This window comes from Thermoanaerobacterium sp. R66 (assembly GCF_028895185.1).
Taxonomy (GTDB): domain Bacteria; phylum Bacillota; class Thermoanaerobacteria; order Thermoanaerobacterales; family Thermoanaerobacteraceae; genus Thermoanaerobacterium.
Genome location: NZ_JAEUWW010000001.1, coordinates 327,615 through 342,518, shown reverse-complemented (window position 1 = coordinate 342,518; position 14,904 = coordinate 327,615). Strand labels below are relative to the sequence as shown.

General features: G+C 33.6%; 16 protein-coding genes, 1 pseudogene and 1 riboswitch. Of the genes and pseudogenes, 1 reads left to right on the top strand and 16 read right to left on the bottom strand.

Features of this window, described 5'->3' with window-relative positions; translation table 11 throughout:
• Positions 1-16: 16 nt before the first annotated feature.
• From JJQ93_RS01545 to asrA, 11 genes and pseudogenes are all read right to left on the bottom strand, one after another.
• Complete coding sequence (locus JJQ93_RS01545; protein ID WP_014758324.1) at positions 17-889, bottom strand: carbohydrate ABC transporter permease; 873 nt, start codon at positions 887-889, stop codon at positions 17-19.
• A gap of 15 nt (positions 890-904) precedes the next feature.
• On the bottom strand, positions 905-1,873 hold the full coding sequence (locus tag JJQ93_RS01540; RefSeq protein ID WP_085113021.1) for an ABC transporter permease: 969 nt from the start codon (positions 1,871-1,873) through the stop codon (positions 905-907).
• An 81-nt stretch (positions 1,874-1,954) separates the two neighbouring features.
• A complete protein-coding gene (gene uxuA / locus JJQ93_RS01535) occupies positions 1,955-3,028 on the bottom strand; it encodes a mannonate dehydratase (RefSeq protein ID WP_274892522.1) in 1,074 nt (357 codons plus the stop codon).
• Between the two features lie 41 nt (positions 3,029-3,069).
• The gene (locus tag JJQ93_RS01530; RefSeq protein ID WP_240495857.1) at positions 3,070-3,756 is read right to left on the bottom strand and encodes a GntR family transcriptional regulator; all 687 of its coding nucleotides are present in this window, start codon (positions 3,754-3,756) and stop codon (positions 3,070-3,072) included.
• A 351-nt stretch (positions 3,757-4,107) separates the two neighbouring features.
• Positions 4,108-4,680: a Uma2 family endonuclease gene (locus JJQ93_RS01525; RefSeq protein ID WP_085113023.1), complete on the bottom strand. Its 573-nt coding sequence runs from the start codon at positions 4,678-4,680 to the stop codon at positions 4,108-4,110.
• A 209-nt stretch (positions 4,681-4,889) separates the two neighbouring features.
• Positions 4,890-5,192, bottom strand: coding sequence for an encapsulin nanocompartment ferritin-likeEncB family encapsulin nanocompartment ferritin-like cargo protein cargo protein (encB, locus tag JJQ93_RS01520; protein ID WP_274892520.1), 303 nt, complete (start codon positions 5,190-5,192; stop codon positions 4,890-4,892).
• An 89-nt stretch (positions 5,193-5,281) separates the two neighbouring features.
• Positions 5,282-5,764 carry an energy coupling factor transporter S component ThiW gene (gene thiW / locus JJQ93_RS01515; protein ID WP_274892519.1) on the bottom strand — a complete coding sequence of 161 codons (483 nt, stop codon included), beginning with the start codon at positions 5,762-5,764 and terminating at the stop codon, positions 5,282-5,284.
• A gap of 27 nt (positions 5,765-5,791) precedes the next feature.
• Positions 5,792-7,095, bottom strand: a pseudogene (gene thiC / locus JJQ93_RS01510) (phosphomethylpyrimidine synthase ThiC).
• A gap of 112 nt (positions 7,096-7,207) precedes the next feature.
• Positions 7,208-7,307: riboswitch (TPP riboswitch) on the bottom strand.
• 76 nt (positions 7,308-7,383) lie between these two features.
• Positions 7,384-8,400 (bottom strand): sulfite reductase subunit C, encoded by a 1,017-nt coding sequence (asrC, locus tag JJQ93_RS01505; protein ID WP_274892518.1) that lies wholly within the window; start codon positions 8,398-8,400, stop codon positions 7,384-7,386.
• 17 nt (positions 8,401-8,417) lie between these two features.
• Positions 8,418-9,206: an anaerobic sulfite reductase subunit AsrB gene (gene asrB, locus JJQ93_RS01500; RefSeq protein WP_274892517.1), complete on the bottom strand. Its 789-nt coding sequence runs from the start codon at positions 9,204-9,206 to the stop codon at positions 8,418-8,420.
• Positions 9,199-10,245 (bottom strand): anaerobic sulfite reductase subunit AsrA, encoded by a 1,047-nt coding sequence (gene asrA / locus JJQ93_RS01495; RefSeq protein ID WP_274892516.1) that lies wholly within the window; start codon positions 10,243-10,245, stop codon positions 9,199-9,201. The genes asrB and asrA overlap by 8 nt, the downstream gene beginning before the upstream one ends.
• 260 nt (positions 10,246-10,505) lie before the next feature.
• Between asrA and JJQ93_RS01490 the strand changes: the two genes are divergently transcribed.
• Positions 10,506-10,886: a carboxymuconolactone decarboxylase family protein gene (locus tag JJQ93_RS01490; RefSeq protein WP_085113030.1), complete on the top strand. Its 381-nt coding sequence runs from the start codon at positions 10,506-10,508 to the stop codon at positions 10,884-10,886.
• A gap of 58 nt (positions 10,887-10,944) precedes the next feature.
• Here JJQ93_RS01490 and JJQ93_RS01485 read toward each other — a convergent pair whose 3' ends face one another.
• The 5 genes from JJQ93_RS01485 to JJQ93_RS01465 form a co-directional block, all read right to left on the bottom strand.
• A complete protein-coding gene (locus JJQ93_RS01485) occupies positions 10,945-11,529 on the bottom strand; it encodes a YdcF family protein (protein ID WP_150201024.1) in 585 nt (194 codons plus the stop codon).
• Between the two features lie 77 nt (positions 11,530-11,606).
• On the bottom strand, positions 11,607-12,425 hold the full coding sequence (locus tag JJQ93_RS01480; RefSeq protein WP_223814628.1) for a GNAT family N-acetyltransferase: 819 nt from the start codon (positions 12,423-12,425) through the stop codon (positions 11,607-11,609).
• 432 nt (positions 12,426-12,857) lie between these two features.
• Complete coding sequence (locus JJQ93_RS01475) at positions 12,858-13,760, bottom strand: nucleotidyl transferase AbiEii/AbiGii toxin family protein (protein ID WP_150201023.1); 903 nt, start codon at positions 13,758-13,760, stop codon at positions 12,858-12,860.
• On the bottom strand, positions 13,760-14,356 hold the full coding sequence (locus tag JJQ93_RS01470; protein WP_150201022.1) for a type IV toxin-antitoxin system AbiEi family antitoxin domain-containing protein: 597 nt from the start codon (positions 14,354-14,356) through the stop codon (positions 13,760-13,762). Before JJQ93_RS01470 ends, JJQ93_RS01475 begins: the two co-directional genes overlap by 1 nt.
• Before the next feature lie 83 nt (positions 14,357-14,439).
• Positions 14,440-14,640, bottom strand: a complete 201-nt coding sequence (locus JJQ93_RS01465; protein WP_150201021.1) for a hypothetical protein — start codon at positions 14,638-14,640, stop codon at positions 14,440-14,442.
• Positions 14,641-14,904: the final 264 nt, after the last annotated feature.

The window sequence follows — 14,904 nt, the reverse complement described above, 5'->3', positions numbered from 1 at the left end:
TTTAATATGATGCCTTTTAGCCTTTTAATGAGCCAATCATTACGCCTTGAACAAAGTACTTTTGTATAAATGGATATACCATCATTATTGGTATTGAAGTCAATATGACGCTGGCTGATTTTAAAGTCGCAGATATTTGAGCCAATTCACTTTGGTCAGATGTGCTGCTAACTGCCGTCTGCTGTGCACCTGCTAAAATATTTCTCAAGTACAATGCGACAGGAAATTTTGAGCTATCATCAAGGTATATAAATGGTCCAAACCAGTTGTTCCAAACACCTACTGCGTAGAAAAGCGCCATAACGTACATTATAGGTTTTGAAAGCGGAAGTATTATTTTAAGAAGGATGCCGTATGTGCTCATTCCATCAACTTCTGCAGCTTCCTCTAACTCCGCTGGTATTCCTTCGAAGAACGTCTTCATAACCATTACGTTAAACGTGCTGACCGCTCCTGGTAGCACGACACCCCATATAGTGTTTCTCATGCCTAAAGCGTTTACTAAAAGGTAAGTCGGTATAAGTCCACCGCTGAAAAACATAGTAAATACCACAAAGCCTAAAATAATTCCTCTACCTTTTAATCGCTTTTTAGACAACGGATACGCTAAAAGCGTCGACAAAAATAATGAAACAAGCGTACCTACAACAGTGTAAATAATCGTATTTTTATAGCTGGTCCAGAATTCTTTTTCCGCCAAAAGAACTTGATACGTCTTTAATGTAAAACCTTTTGGATATAAAGACACCAAACCTGCATAAACGTATTTTTCGCCGCTTAAAGACACACTTAATAGATACCAGAAAGGATACAATGTCACCAATATTACTAAAATCATTATTATCGTATTTACTACTTTAAATATTTTATATTGCTTTGACTCTTTCATCTATCATCACTTCCCTTACCATAGACTGGATTCTGTGAATTTTCTTGACAAGTAGTTTGCAGTGTAAACTAATGTAAGACCTATAACTGCTTCAAACATGCCTATTGCTGCGGCATAGCTAAAGTTATTTGATACAAGTCCCATTCTGTATAGATACGTAGATATGACATCCGCCGTAGAATACGTCAGAGGATTATACAGAAGCAGTATCTTTTCAAATCCTACTGACAAAAGTCCGCCAATGTTTAGTATCAAAAGTATCATTATCGTAGGCAATATACCTGGAATAGTCACATATATTGTCTGCTGCCATCTGCTGGCACCATCTATTATAGCCGCCTCGTACAATTCCGGGTTAATATTTGTCAGCGCTGCAAGGTACAGTATAGCGCCCCAGCCCATGCCTTGCCAAATGCCTGAGACGATGTATATAGTCCTAAACCATTGCGGTTCTGCCAAAAAGTTGATAGTATGCCCAATGTAATGTTTTACAATCATATTGATAACGCCTGATGATGGATCAAGTATCTGCATTATCATGTCTGCCACAACAACCGTCGATATGAAGTATGGCAAATATGATACTGTTTGTGTAAATCTCTTAAACCAATTGCTTTTGATCTCATTCAAAAGCAAAGCAAAGATTATCGGAAATGGAAAGCTTATTACCAAATACTCAACACTCAAAATTATCGTATTTCTAAAAACCTGCCAAAACGATGGATCATGTATAAACATGTCAAAATACCTAAGTCCGACCCATTCTGTACCGTAAACAGGTCCACCCGGAACAAATCTCCTAAAAGCGATAATATTGCCGTACATAGGCACATATCTAAATATGATGTAATATGCTATGGGTAGTATAAGTAGGCTATATAATTGCCAGTCTTTTTTAATAGCTTTTAACGTCTTCTTAAAATCCCTATTTTTCCCTTGTTTAGCCTCCTTACCCCCACCTTTATTAACCAATGCAGAATCCATATGCTTTTTCTCCTTTCCCAGTAAAACAGAAATTACTTTGAATTTGGTCTTTAATACTGTCAACTGTTTTCTTATAATAGTTCATTTAGACATCTTATTTATAGCCTCCCAAAGCCCATTCAAATACGTCACACCTAAAGCTCTGTCGTAAAGTCCATATCCCGGTCTTGCCTTTTCATCCCATATCATCCTGCCGTGGTCCGGTCTTATATATCCTTCAAAACCTATATCATAATAAGCTTTCATGATTTCAAACATATCAAACGATCCTTCACTTGATAAATGCGCTGATTCGTAAAATTTCCTCTCGCCTATAAACCTTATATTCCTTACATGGCCAAAATGAATCCTTCCCATCTTGCCAAAATGCCTTATAAGCTCTGGTATATTGTTTTCAGGATTTGAACCTAATGAGCCACTGCAAAGCGTCAATCCATTGTAAGGACTGTCTACAAGGTTTACAATCCTTTCAAGATTTTCTTTACAAGTGACTATCCTTGGCAGTCCAAATAATGACCATGGTGGATCATCTGGATGTATAGCCATCTTTACATCGTATTTTTCACATGTTGGTATTACATTCTCCAAGAAGTACTTAAGATTTTCAAATAACTTTTCTTCATCAACATCTTTGTACATGTCAAACAGCATCTTCAATTCTTTTAAGCGGTCAAGTTCCCAACCTGGAAGTATAAAGCCATTTGAGCCATTGTCCATGTCTTCAATGAGCTTAAGCGGATCTTTTCCTTTTAACATATCTTCATCGTATGACATTACATATGATCCATCAGGTAATTTTTCATTCAGATTTGTGCGTATCCAGTCGAAAACAGGCATGAAGTTGTAACATACGACTTTTATCCCTAACTTGCCAAGATTTTTTATTGTTTTCTTGTAATTTTCAATGTATCTATCTCTTGTCGGAAGCCCTAACTTGATGTCTTCATGAACATTTACACTTTCTATCACCTCCAGTTTAAGGCCGTAGGACTCAACTTTTGTCTTTAATTCACTTATTTTTTCAATCGGCCAAGTTTCTCCTACGGGTACATCGTATAAAGCCCCTACAATCCCATAGACACCTGGTATTTGGCGAATCTGCTGAAGTGTCACACTGTCATCTTTTTCGCCAAACCATCTAAAAGTCATCTTCATATATCTTACTCCCTTATTGTAGATTTTTATTGCAATGTAATTTATTGCTTAAAATACTCTGGATATTTTTCTTTCAAAAGCACTACATCTCTGTCTATCATCGTCAAGTGTTCACTTATTATCTTTAATCCTTTTTCTTCATCTTTCTCCTTTATGGCACTTACAATATTTTTGTGATCGCTTATGATAGCATCCCAATCAGTATCAGACGACAATCTCAATGTCCTTATCCTGTCATAATCGCCGCTTATAAACCTTATGGCTGACCAAATCCTATCCATTTTACATCCTCTGTATATAAGCTCGTGCATCTCGTTGTCTAAGTCAAAAATGGTAATATAATTTTCTTTCATGACACAAAATTCTTGTTGGTTTATATTCGCTTCAAGCTGAAACAAGATGTCATCTGGAAATTCTCTACAAGCCTGTCTCACGATTTCTTTTTCAAGATTTACCCTCATGAATTTTGCTTCTTGAGCACGTTTTATATCTATCAAAGAAACAAACGTGCCTTTTTGTGGGTAAATTTCAATCAGTTCTTCATTTGCCAGCCTCGTAAATGCTTCTCTAATAGGCGTCCTGCTGGTTTCAAATGCATTAGCTATATCATTCTCTGATATAACCTCTCCAGGCTTTAGATTGATGTCGATTATATTCTTTCTAATCATTCTGTAGATGTAATCTTTTTTTGACTCATACGTATTGTTTTCCAAAAGCTCTAATCCCATCGCTTCACATCCCCTATTTTAATACTTGTATTCTTGTATACTAGCATATTAATATTCATATCCTTATATATTCGACATCATTTTTAAAATTCCTTCTTTTTTTATTTAATTTTTCTTCCGTTTAAAAAATTCATAGGGGACATAAAGCGTAATGAGTCAAGTAAAAATCACTTTAAATTTTTGAACTTGTATACTAGTATATTAATATATTGCTTTTATATTATAATATATTCTACGTAAATTTCAAAAATCCTTCTTGTTTTAAAAAAATTTTTTCTGGAAAAATAAAACAGAATTAAGGTTAAAAAAATAAGGCACAAGAGAGTTTTCACTTGTGTCTTGATGGTTAAACTAAAATGTAAAAACAGATTTTAGATCAATGATGAGATCTTCAAAAATTGAAACTTTAATTTTATCTTCATCAGAATATATCCCAGGCCTTCCATACCTTTTATCGTCATCTAACGTAAAAACAGTTACAATCTTGTTATCCGGTTCTACTATCCAGTACTCTTTTACTCCTGCCATCTCATATAGATTAAATTTTTTAATTTTATCATTTCTGGCTGTAGAAGGTGAAACAATCTCTACAACTAAGTCCGGTGCGCCTTTGTACCCTTCATCATCTAATTTCGACTTATCACACACTACTACAATATCAGGTTCTACAACCGTTTCTATGTCATCATCATTTTCGTTTGCTTTAGGAAGTCTCACTCCAAACGGAGCACTATAGACTTTACATGATTTATCTTTCAGATACACAGAAAAAATAGTTAATATCTCTCTTAAGATCTCTTGATGTATTCTTGAAGGCGGAGCCATGGGAAATGGATTCCCATTTATTAACTCCCAGCGTCTATCATCTTTCCATTTTTTATAATCGCGATACGTATACGTCTTATTTTCATCAGGTAAAGCCATAATTTTTTCCCTCCATCCTTTATAAAACTTAGAAGCATCATATTTTATTTCATAGTTTTAAGTTGTTACAAATTGGTACATTTGCATCAGCTTTTTATTACATTATTGCTTATTATATTCAAGTAAATACATAAGGAAAAAAGGCTGTGACATTTTACATAATGTAAAAAAGACAACCTCCATTGAAATATCAATATATGTATAAAAGTTTATTTATTTTTTTCAATCATCTCTTCTACTTCTTTTGCTCCTTCTTCATACAGTTTTTCTTCATCTGGAGATAATTCCTTCAAAAGCCTCAAAAATTCTCCAGCATGCACTCTTTCTTCGTTTGCTATATCTACTAAAACATCCTTTGCTAATTTATTGTCTGTAGACTCTGCTAGCTGCATGTATAACTGTATAGCCTCATACTCTGCTGCCACCATAAATCGTATAGCTCTTATAAGCTCTTCGTGAGTCATTTTGTTTTTATTTGCAAGTCCAGCAAATGGAGTACCAAAATCAGGCATACTATAGCCCCCTTTTTATTATTATTTGTTATTATTTGATTGTAAGTTCATTATATCACAAAATTAGGAATTTACCGAATTACCATATTTTATTTATAGACCTTTTTCGACTTATCCAAAACCTCAAGCAAAATAAGGGCTACGATGCTTCCTGTCACTGTATTTATTAAAAATGGAGTTACAAAGAAAAATGCTCCCACATCTTTACCAATGATGTATTTGGCTATTGGAAATGCCACAAGACCTCCTATTATCCCTGTACCAAAAACCTCCCCTAATGCAGCTAAAATCTTTTTCCCTGTCAATTTATATAAAATTCCTGCCAATAAAGCGCCAATCATGCTACCGGGAAAAGCCAATAGTGTTCCAGTGCCCATTATGTTTCTGATTATGGATATTGAAAACGCAATTAGTACTGCATATCCTGGGCCAAGTATCACTGCAGATATGACATTAATTATATGCTGTATAGGGGTCGTTTTCGAAACACCTACAGGGAAAAATACAAAATTTGCAAAGACTACGCCGATTGCAATCAGCATAGCTGAATAAGTAATCTTTTTTATATTCATTTACAATCCTCCCAATTTTTAAAAATCCTACTTTAACAGGCTTATATCTTCTCCTGTAATAACTTTATTCATGTTTCTCACAGCACACATATTTCCACACATTGTACATGTTTCACTATCATGTGGTAGAGATTCACTCCTGTACCTTCTCGCCTTTTCAGGATCTATAGCTAATCTAAACATTTCATCCCAATCAAGCTTTCTCCTGGCATAAGACATATCATTATCCCATTTTTCTGCATTGCGTATACCTTTTGCCAGATCTGCTGCATGGGCAGCTATTTTAGAAGCAATGATGCCTTCCTTCATGTCTTCAATCGTTGGAAGTCTCAGATGTTCCGCTGGTGTTACATAACACAGGAAATCCGCTCCACTTGCTGCAGCAATTGCACCACCAATTGCACTTGTAATATGATCATATCCAGGTGCAATATCTGTTACGATTGGCCCAATACATAAAACGGCGCACCATGACATAGCTTTTTCTCCAACAAAACATTTGCTTCGATTTCATTTAGCCTCATATGACCAGGTCCCTCAATAATCACTTGAACATTCTTTTCATAAGCTCTTTTCGCTAATTCTCCAAGGGTTATAAGTTCTTTTATTTGGCATGCATCTGTGGAATCATTTATGCAGCCTGGCCTCAATGCATCGCCAAGGCTTATCGTTACATCGTACTCAGCACATATGTCAAGAATATCATCAAAATACTCATAAAAAGGATTTTCCTTATCATTTAATTCCATCCACGTATATAACAAAGAGCCTCCACGAGAAACGATATTTAGAAGTCTTTCATTTCTTTTGAAAATTTCCGCCGTCTCTCTGTTGATGCCTGCATGGATAGTCATAAAATCAACACCGTCTTGTGCATGCCTTTCGACGATCTTTATAAATTCTGAAGGAGTAATGTCTTTTAAATCTTTGTCATAATATCCTACAGCATCATATACTGGAACAGTACCTATCATGGCTGTAGAAATACCTATCAATCTGTTTCTAAATTCGAAAGTTTTGCCATATGAACTTAAATCCATGATAGACTCTGCTTTCATTTCTATCGCCTTTTTTGCCTTTTCTAATTCTGCATCCACATTGTTGCAGTCCCTTGATACACCTAAGTTTACGTTTATTTTTGTTCTAAGCCCTGTCCCTACGCCTTCTGGACTAAGTGCTTCATGGTTTTTATTTGCTGGTATGACTACTTCACCAGAAGCTACCTTGCTCAGCAATAAATCCACTTCAATGTCTTCTTTTGCTGCCACAACATTCATCTCTTCTGTAATAATTCCTTTTTTTGCCGCATCTAATTGTGTAGTGTAATTCATCGCAGTCATCCTTTCATAAATTATTTTGTTTTGATACTTGTAAAATGAAGGGAGGAAGAAGGTTATATTCGAAAATATTGAATAAAAAAAGCCTTACCGCATGGTAAAGCTTTATAATCGAAAGCTTGCTTCCCTACGGTAGTATTAACTACATCAGGTTCTAAGGGTCAGGTTTTACCTTCTCAACCAAAATGGTTCCCCCGCAAACTAATTTTACAAGTATTAAATTTAATCTAATTATACTTTAAAACTCTAAAATTGTAAAGGTAATCGGGATTAAAAATCTAATTATTTAATATCACAAACAGGCTTAACATTTATGTTTGACCTGTATTCAGTTTCTGTCCAAAATATTCTATCTGCAACCATAGCTTCAGGGTTTAATTCTACACCCTTTAATATAAGCTCTTTAAATTTATTGTATCCAGCCCTGTCTATCAAGTGACCTCCATGGAGATATACTGGTTTATGATTCAATACTTCCGCAGAGAAATCTTGCCAATTTTTAAGTATGCCCAGCACTACATCTTCTGTTACCCAATTTAAGAAAATCTTTCCCATGCGAGGTGTCTGTTTTCCGGTTCTGCCACCAATGAGGACTCTGTAGAATTTCTTAGGATTTCTAGACCAAGCACCTGTGGGACATACAAGTGCACACTCACCACAGCCAACACAGCAGCACGAATCTTTCTCGATTTTTCCATTTACCATGTATAAAACACCTGTAGCATGTTGTTTACACGCCTCGATACATTTCTTACATCCTATACAACGATCGTAATCATATTCTGTTTTTGTAATGCCTATAATTCCAAAATCGTTGAAATGAGCCTTTGCACAGTCATTAGGACATCCGGCTATGCTTACTTTTATATGATAATCACTTGGAAAGATGATTTTTTCAATTTTTCTTGCAAGTGATGTTGTGTCTATATTTGCCTTTATGCAATGTTTATTTCCTATGCAAGCCATAATGTTTCTAGAACCTATCGTTGGATATCCATTGTCATCTACTTCCATGTCAACACCACAAAGGTCTACTTCTATCTCTTTAATAAACGTCTTTATATACTTATTGACTTCATCGATATATTCATACTTTATTCCAGGTATTGATAAAGTTTGTCTAACGCCAAGATGAAATTGTCCATTTCCCCATGTTTTTGCAATATGTTCTACATATGACAAATATTTAGCATCCATTACACCGCCTGGAACGCGCATCTGCACCATGAATTCACCGCGGACTTTCGATTGCCTGTAACAATTTCTGCGGACTTTTTTTACATCTATATCATAGTTCATTACATACACCTCCACATTTAATCAAGTAAATCCTTCGCTTTTGTGTAGTTAAACACAGGACCTTCGAGGCAAACATACGTCTCGTTTATCTTGCAGTGACCACATTTTCCAATTCCGCAAGACATTTTTCTCTCAAAGGAAACCCAAATTTTATCTTCTGGTACCCCATTTTTCAATAATTCTAATGCTGTAAAATGCATCATTACTGGCGGACCAACGACAATGACATTGTAATCATCAAAGCTATCAAATGGTATTTTACTTATATGCTCTGTCACCAAGCCAACTTCAAATCCATCGACTTTTTTCTTATCAAGAGTATATATAGTGTTAAATTTTGTCTTAAAATTATTTAAATCTTCTTTAAATAAGACGCTGTTTTCATCTTTAAATCCTGCTATAAAGTGTAGCGATTTTATTTCTTCCGAATTATCATAAAAATACTTAAGTAAGCTTCTAACAGGCGATACACCTGTACCACCAGCTATAACAACTAAGTCTTTTCCTTTATATTTGTTAACAGGGAATGAATTACCATAAGGTCCTCTCATGAATATCTTATCGCCAGGAGATAAGTTAAATATCTCATTTGTTACTTTTCCTACTTTTCTTATAGTAAATTCCATCCAATTGTCACCCATAGCGCTTATCGATATAGGTGCTTCACCTATCTTGGGAATGGAAATCTGAAAGAACTGCCCATGCTCTGCTTTTACATCAACTTCAACTCTAAATGTGTATTCCAAATTCGTCTCATGAACTATTTCAAGTATCTTATATGGCTTAGGCATGAAAATATTATTCATTTATGCTGCCTCCTTTACCCGACTTCAACTTTTCAACTTCATCGTATAAGCGATTTATCGTTGTCGAAAAGGATATTAACTCTGGACATCTTTCATCACAGCGACCACAACCGACACACATGTTTTCCGTTTTAAAGCGAGCTTTATAATCATATACTTTATGAAGTGTACGGAATCTCATCCTTTCACCGGCAGTTTTTCTAAATACATGACCACCCGCCATCTCTGTAAAATCCTTGTGCATACAGCTTGCCTGCACTCTTCTTCTTTCGCCAACATTTGCATTTTCACTGTAAATTAAATCAACTGTATTAAAACAGCTACATGTTATGCAAGCAGCAGTACAAGCACCGCAGCTTATACAGCGGGAATTAAAGCTTTCCCACATGTCAAGATCATATACTTTTTTAAGTAGATCTGTATTATCTATTTCTGGAACATGGACAACCTTCGGATTTGATTTTACGAATTCAGGCTTAAAATCTATTTCTTTCTTATCTTTAAATATGTCAATAAATTCATCATCTTTAACTTCAACCATTACATTATCATTATTAAATCTTATCGCTAGACTATAGTTATCTGTTTTATTGGAGTTCATGGAAACGCAGAAGCAGGTATCCCAGCCATCTTTACATTCCATCAAAACGAATTTTACTTTTTCACGGAGTCTTTTGTAATAAATATCTTCTGTATCACCATTTTGGAGGAAAATCGTATCAAGTCTTCTTATGCCATTTATATCACAAGCTCTTACAAATAATAGTATTTTTTTATCAAATACCTTGCTTTCTCTGTACTCATCCTCTGTAAAATAAAACAAAGCTTGTGTTATTGGATATATAACTTCTTTTGGTGAAAAATCGGATTTTTCATCGTATACAATGTCCTTCAAAGATTTTATCTCATCGTATCTTATAAGATCTGTGTCAGAATACCGGCCACGCTTTTCAAAACGTTTCGGTGCATAAATTTTATAATCTTTCTTCAGTAGATTTAAAATATCGTCAAAATCTTTATTCTCAATTAGATATCCCAAGTTCTCTCCTCCTTTGAAAATTGAAAATTATTTAACATATTTTGATATAATTATAACATCAAATATTTAACGAGTATAATAATAAAAATTTATAGAAACCATAACAGGAACTTATATGTCGGATATCTCTTTAGCTGTTTAAAAGCTTACATAAGCTGAAATTTTCACCGTACTTGCATTCATTATAGAATAGTAGTATCATTATGTTGTACCCCATCATAGAGGGGGGTATATATTATTTCATTTTTAGGAGTGATAGTATGGCTATAGGTGTTAAATTAGTTAGCAAGGAAGAGGCAAACCCAGAAGTACAGCAAATATTCGAGCAAATAGAAAATCAGATGGGGTTTGTTCCTCCAACAATGCGAGCAATGGCAAATAAACCAGAATATTTAAAGCTATTCCTTCAAAAATCTCAAGTGGCAATGGGACCGGGGAAAATCGACTCTAAAACAAAACTTTTTGTCGCTTTAACCGTGTCAATTCTAAACAATTGTGAGATGTGCATAACCACATACACCAAAAAATTAAAAGAAGCAGGCGTAACCGATGAAGAAATAGTTGAGCTTTTATCAGTAATCGATCTAATGAGCGGTTTAAACCACTTCAACAATGGGCTTATGATAAAACCAACCGAATAAATAAAGTGCGCTTTCACCAAAAAAGGCTTTCCTTCTCCTATGACAAAAGGAAAGCCTTTCAATCTATTAGCATTCTAAAATACATATACAATAATGCAGGTGCTTCCCGTAAAAAGCCGTATACCTCTTCATAAAAATAACTTTTTACAAATACTCCTGAATAGCTTGCATTTATGCCTACTTCTTTTGCAATCATGCTTGCCCTTTTCAGGTGAAATTTGTTTGATACAATTATTGCTGTCTTTAGCGATTTTCCATCCATAATTTTCTTAGAATTTTCAAGGTTTTGTAATGTTGAATACGATCCGTCATCCATTAATACAACATTATCAGTTATACCATTTTTCAAAAGATATTCCTTCCCTGCTTCTGCCTCAGATATATCCTCGCCAGGTCCTTTACCACCAGATACAATAATGTACTTACCAAGTCCCTCTTTATAAAGTTTTATAGCTTCATTTAATCTTTCCTTAAAAAAAGGACTGGGATTTTTCCCGTAAACTGCACATCCAAGGACAATAATAGCATTAGATTTTACCGGTTTTGCATTATATGCAAATGTAATCACCTGTAACTCTGCAATAATATTTAAAAGCACGACAAAAGTTATTAGCAATGCAGTAAGTTTTATAAGAAGTTTCATCATATAACACCAGAATTATTCTTAATTTCTATATTTGACTTTTTACAATTTAATCTTACTATTTTCCAGTAAAATAATCAATTAATCTTCAATTCCATTCTTCTATTTCTTGTCGTCATACCTAAATTTTCGTAAAACTTTATCGCATCGCTGTTGAATTCCCATACAGTTAATTCAAGTGCATCATAACCTGATTTTTTTGCATAATCAACAATATGCTTAAATAACATTCTCCCTACGCCTTTTCTTCTATGAGTGGAACTAACACATAAATCATCTATATAGACAAATTTTCTCTCTTTAAGAATTGGAATATTTCTCGCAGTCATTATTTCTATAATGTTGTAAGCTATTATTTCATTATTGCAATCTTCAGCCACAAAAACTTTCGTTTTACCGTCACTTAATATTTCCTTAAACCTTTCTTCCGTAAATGGGTTCTCCACATCAGCATACACATCCCGCCTATTTTTAACATGTAAACTATGCACTTCTTTAACAAGAATACTTATAGATTCATAATCATTAAATAATGCTTCTCTTATTTTTATGTTCATTATACAATCACCTGGATTTATATTATAATTATAGGGCATTCCATTTTTATACCAAATAATATCAATTTCTTCACATGATTTACCTAATTTGATAAATGCTCCATACTTATAACCAAACCCGTCACCATGGGTATATTTCTTTAACTTCTGATCATCGAATTTATCATCTTTTTCATTAGAGTATTGTTTTTTAACTTCAATTGCAAGTAAATTATTATTAGAATTCCGCTTGTGTATTATTATATCAGGATAAACACTACATTCTAAATAATCTTCATTATCTTCTTCTAAAAATTTTTTAATTTTCTCTTTAAATGGTGCTTTAATTTCAGATAACATTTTCTCCACTTCTTCTTGAGTTAAATTTTATATTCTTTTTATCTCTAAAATCTCTATTATATTCGCAATCAACATCATAATCAGTAAAAAGCATCTGTAAATACATAGCTAATCTATGTGTTATAGTACGTTCATTAACGTTTATTTCTAATAAATATGAATCTTTTATATATAAATAGTTTAATTGCCATTTTTAATAATATTTCTATCTCAACCTTCCCCAACCTTTAACAGCCCTTTTGCAATAAAAAATTTATAACTTATGCTAATGAAATAAATTTATTATTACCGCAAACGATATCAAAATTTGTTTTCAATATCGCAAAAATCAAAAAATTTTTAATGTTTTATAAAATTTGTCAAAGTAATTATTTAGAAGGATTTTCGCCTTTTATTTTAATATTCCTACCATAAATTTGATATTTTATCAATTTACTTATATAAATATTTTCGTTTTTTAGAACTCCATATACCAAAAAACTCATCTTCACTTATTATTGCCATAAAAGGCGGCAACGTAAAATCAATAATGACCTTAATAACTGAATCAAAACTCATTTCAAATCTCAATACTTTTTTGCAGAAGTTGATCCATCGTTTTTGAATTGCATCATCATTAGCTAATTGTGATATTATAGCAACAGAATCTTTTTCATATGGTGTACCACGATTAGAAAGAGTTTCGTAAATAGCCTCTTGTAATTTTCTACCCTCAAAATCAAATGTCGTCGCTAAATAATAAATATCATAAAAATCCTTCATACGCCCTGTAGCTTTCATTAATGATATAATAGCATCTAATTTCTCAGCCACAGTAGACTCTAACGAATATGTTAATACTTCAGGCCTTTCAAACCCAGAAAGAAGGACCGGCAGTTTTCTTTCCACCACTGAAGGAACTATAATATCTCCAACTCCAAAATCAATACTAAAAGGTGTCTTAGTATTTCCAATTAAACCCATTAGATTAACTCGAATACCATGATACTCCTTTATTTCGCTAATTACTTCTAACCCTCGGATCTCAAATCTAATAAAGTCATTTTGGCTAGGTGTAGAAATGATTTCGCGGACAAGCATCTCTACCGAATGTATATCATTTGAATAGTTCTTTAAAAGATAATCTGCATCAACTGTCGGTCTAGTAGTAAATTCACTAATTGTATATAAAAGAAAACCGCCTTTGAGAATCAGATTATCTTTGTATTTCGATTGTGACAACCTACGTATAAACTCTTCTTGGCAAAAAAGATTTAACAGCTGTTGAAGTTGAATTCCCTTTTCTTTTGATTTATTTTTTAACCTAGCCAAAATTGATGCAGCGATATCAGCCATTATATCCACACTCCTATATAGGTCTGAACCTTATTTTTGATATTAAACAATTCAGCGTATTCAAACAGCTTTCTTATATTTTTCTTTTGGTCTTTTACATAGCGCTGGACTGCATTGCTAAATACTTCTTTTTCAAGCTTATTTTCATAGCGAAGAACATCACATATAGTCCTATCACGGTCAAAAATTTTTATAGTGACACCCTCAACTTGTATTGTATCAACTCCAATCTTTAAAAATTTTGGTTCAAGATAATAAGGCTCTATTGGAGGGTATTCAATTTTATATTGGCTTTTTTCGCTGTCTTTATCAACTGCTATTTGCCATGCTGAGGGTATTCTATCAGTATAGCCATAATAAATAAGTGCGCTTTCCAAAAAAATAACTGCATTAGGAAATAGCCTAGCTATAATGACTTCATCTGGATTGATACTATTTGATAGTTCATAATAGCCACGTTTGATTTTTTTAATTATATTTTTTTCAAGAAGCTTTTTTATTTTGCGGCTTGAAATTCCAAGAGCATTAAGCTCTGAAGTTTTAAGCACGCCACCACGTTTATTAAATTCCTTTTGAATAACATCTATATTAATCATTTTTGCACCTCAACATACGCTTATTAATATACAAAGCGGGTATTTTAGTGCAATTTTAACACATTTTTTAGAAAATTTCAAGATTAATATATTAAAAAATTTAGGAAATAAAACTGCTGCTCCGCTTTACTTTCATCGTATGAAGTCAAATTACCCAGTTTTGCCCAGCCTATACCTACGTATGAATTCGACTTCATATCCTCCCAATAGCTATTGCCATTATCACCTGTGCCAATCCTAAAATAATTTACAGGCGGTCCAAACAATGCACACATTGAATTCATTAAATATATTATATCCCTGATTTAATTGTTCAAGAGGCAATAGTTTTTTATCTGTCAGGAGTTTGTCACAAGTCTTCTTTATTTCTTCTATCACATGATCATCCACTAAAATACCTCCATTTCAATCATATGTAATTTTTTGTTACTCTCCTGAAAGGTTCCATATCCATATAGCCATCGCCAGAAGGAATGGCATGACTAAAAAACTTGGCTTGTATCAATAGAGTAGACACAAGCCCAACTTCTTCACCAATATTTACAATT

Bases quoted from the DNA above. Each gene is read 5' to 3' on its own strand.
- JJQ93_RS01465 (WP_150201021.1), bottom strand. From the start codon at position 14,640: ATGAATTCAATGTGTGCATTGTTTGGACCGCCTGTAAATTATTTTAGG.
- JJQ93_RS01475 (WP_150201023.1), bottom strand. From the start codon at position 13,760: ATGGCTGATATCGCTGCATCAATTTTGGCTAGGTTAAAAAATAAATCA.
- asrB (WP_274892517.1), bottom strand. From the start codon at position 9,206: ATGAATAATATTTTCATGCCTAAGCCATATAAGATACTTGAAATAGTT.
- encB (WP_274892520.1), bottom strand. From the start codon at position 5,192: ATGCCTGATTTTGGTACTCCATTTGCTGGACTTGCAAATAAAAACAAA.
- JJQ93_RS01525 (WP_085113023.1), bottom strand. From the start codon at position 4,680: ATGGCTTTACCTGATGAAAATAAGACGTATACGTATCGCGATTATAAA.
- JJQ93_RS01530 (WP_240495857.1), bottom strand. From the start codon at position 3,756: ATGGGATTAGAGCTTTTGGAAAACAATACGTATGAGTCAAAAAAAGAT.
- JJQ93_RS01540 (WP_085113021.1), bottom strand. From the start codon at position 1,873: ATGGATTCTGCATTGGTTAATAAAGGTGGGGGTAAGGAGGCTAAACAA.
- asrC (WP_274892518.1), bottom strand. From the start codon at position 8,400: ATGAACTATGATATAGATGTAAAAAAAGTCCGCAGAAATTGTTACAGG.
- JJQ93_RS01545 (WP_014758324.1), bottom strand. From the start codon at position 889: ATGAAAGAGTCAAAGCAATATAAAATATTTAAAGTAGTAAATACGATA.
- JJQ93_RS01470 (WP_150201022.1), bottom strand. From the start codon at position 14,356: ATGATTAATATAGATGTTATTCAAAAGGAATTTAATAAACGTGGTGGC.
- uxuA (WP_274892522.1), bottom strand. From the start codon at position 3,028: ATGAAGATGACTTTTAGATGGTTTGGCGAAAAAGATGACAGTGTGACA.
- thiW (WP_274892519.1), bottom strand. From the start codon at position 5,764: ATGAATATAAAAAAGATTACTTATTCAGCTATGCTGATTGCAATCGGC.
- JJQ93_RS01490 (WP_085113030.1), top strand. From the start codon at position 10,506: ATGGCTATAGGTGTTAAATTAGTTAGCAAGGAAGAGGCAAACCCAGAA.
- JJQ93_RS01485 (WP_150201024.1), bottom strand. From the start codon at position 11,529: ATGAAACTTCTTATAAAACTTACTGCATTGCTAATAACTTTTGTCGTG.
- JJQ93_RS01480 (WP_223814628.1), bottom strand. From the start codon at position 12,425: ATGTTATCTGAAATTAAAGCACCATTTAAAGAGAAAATTAAAAAATTT.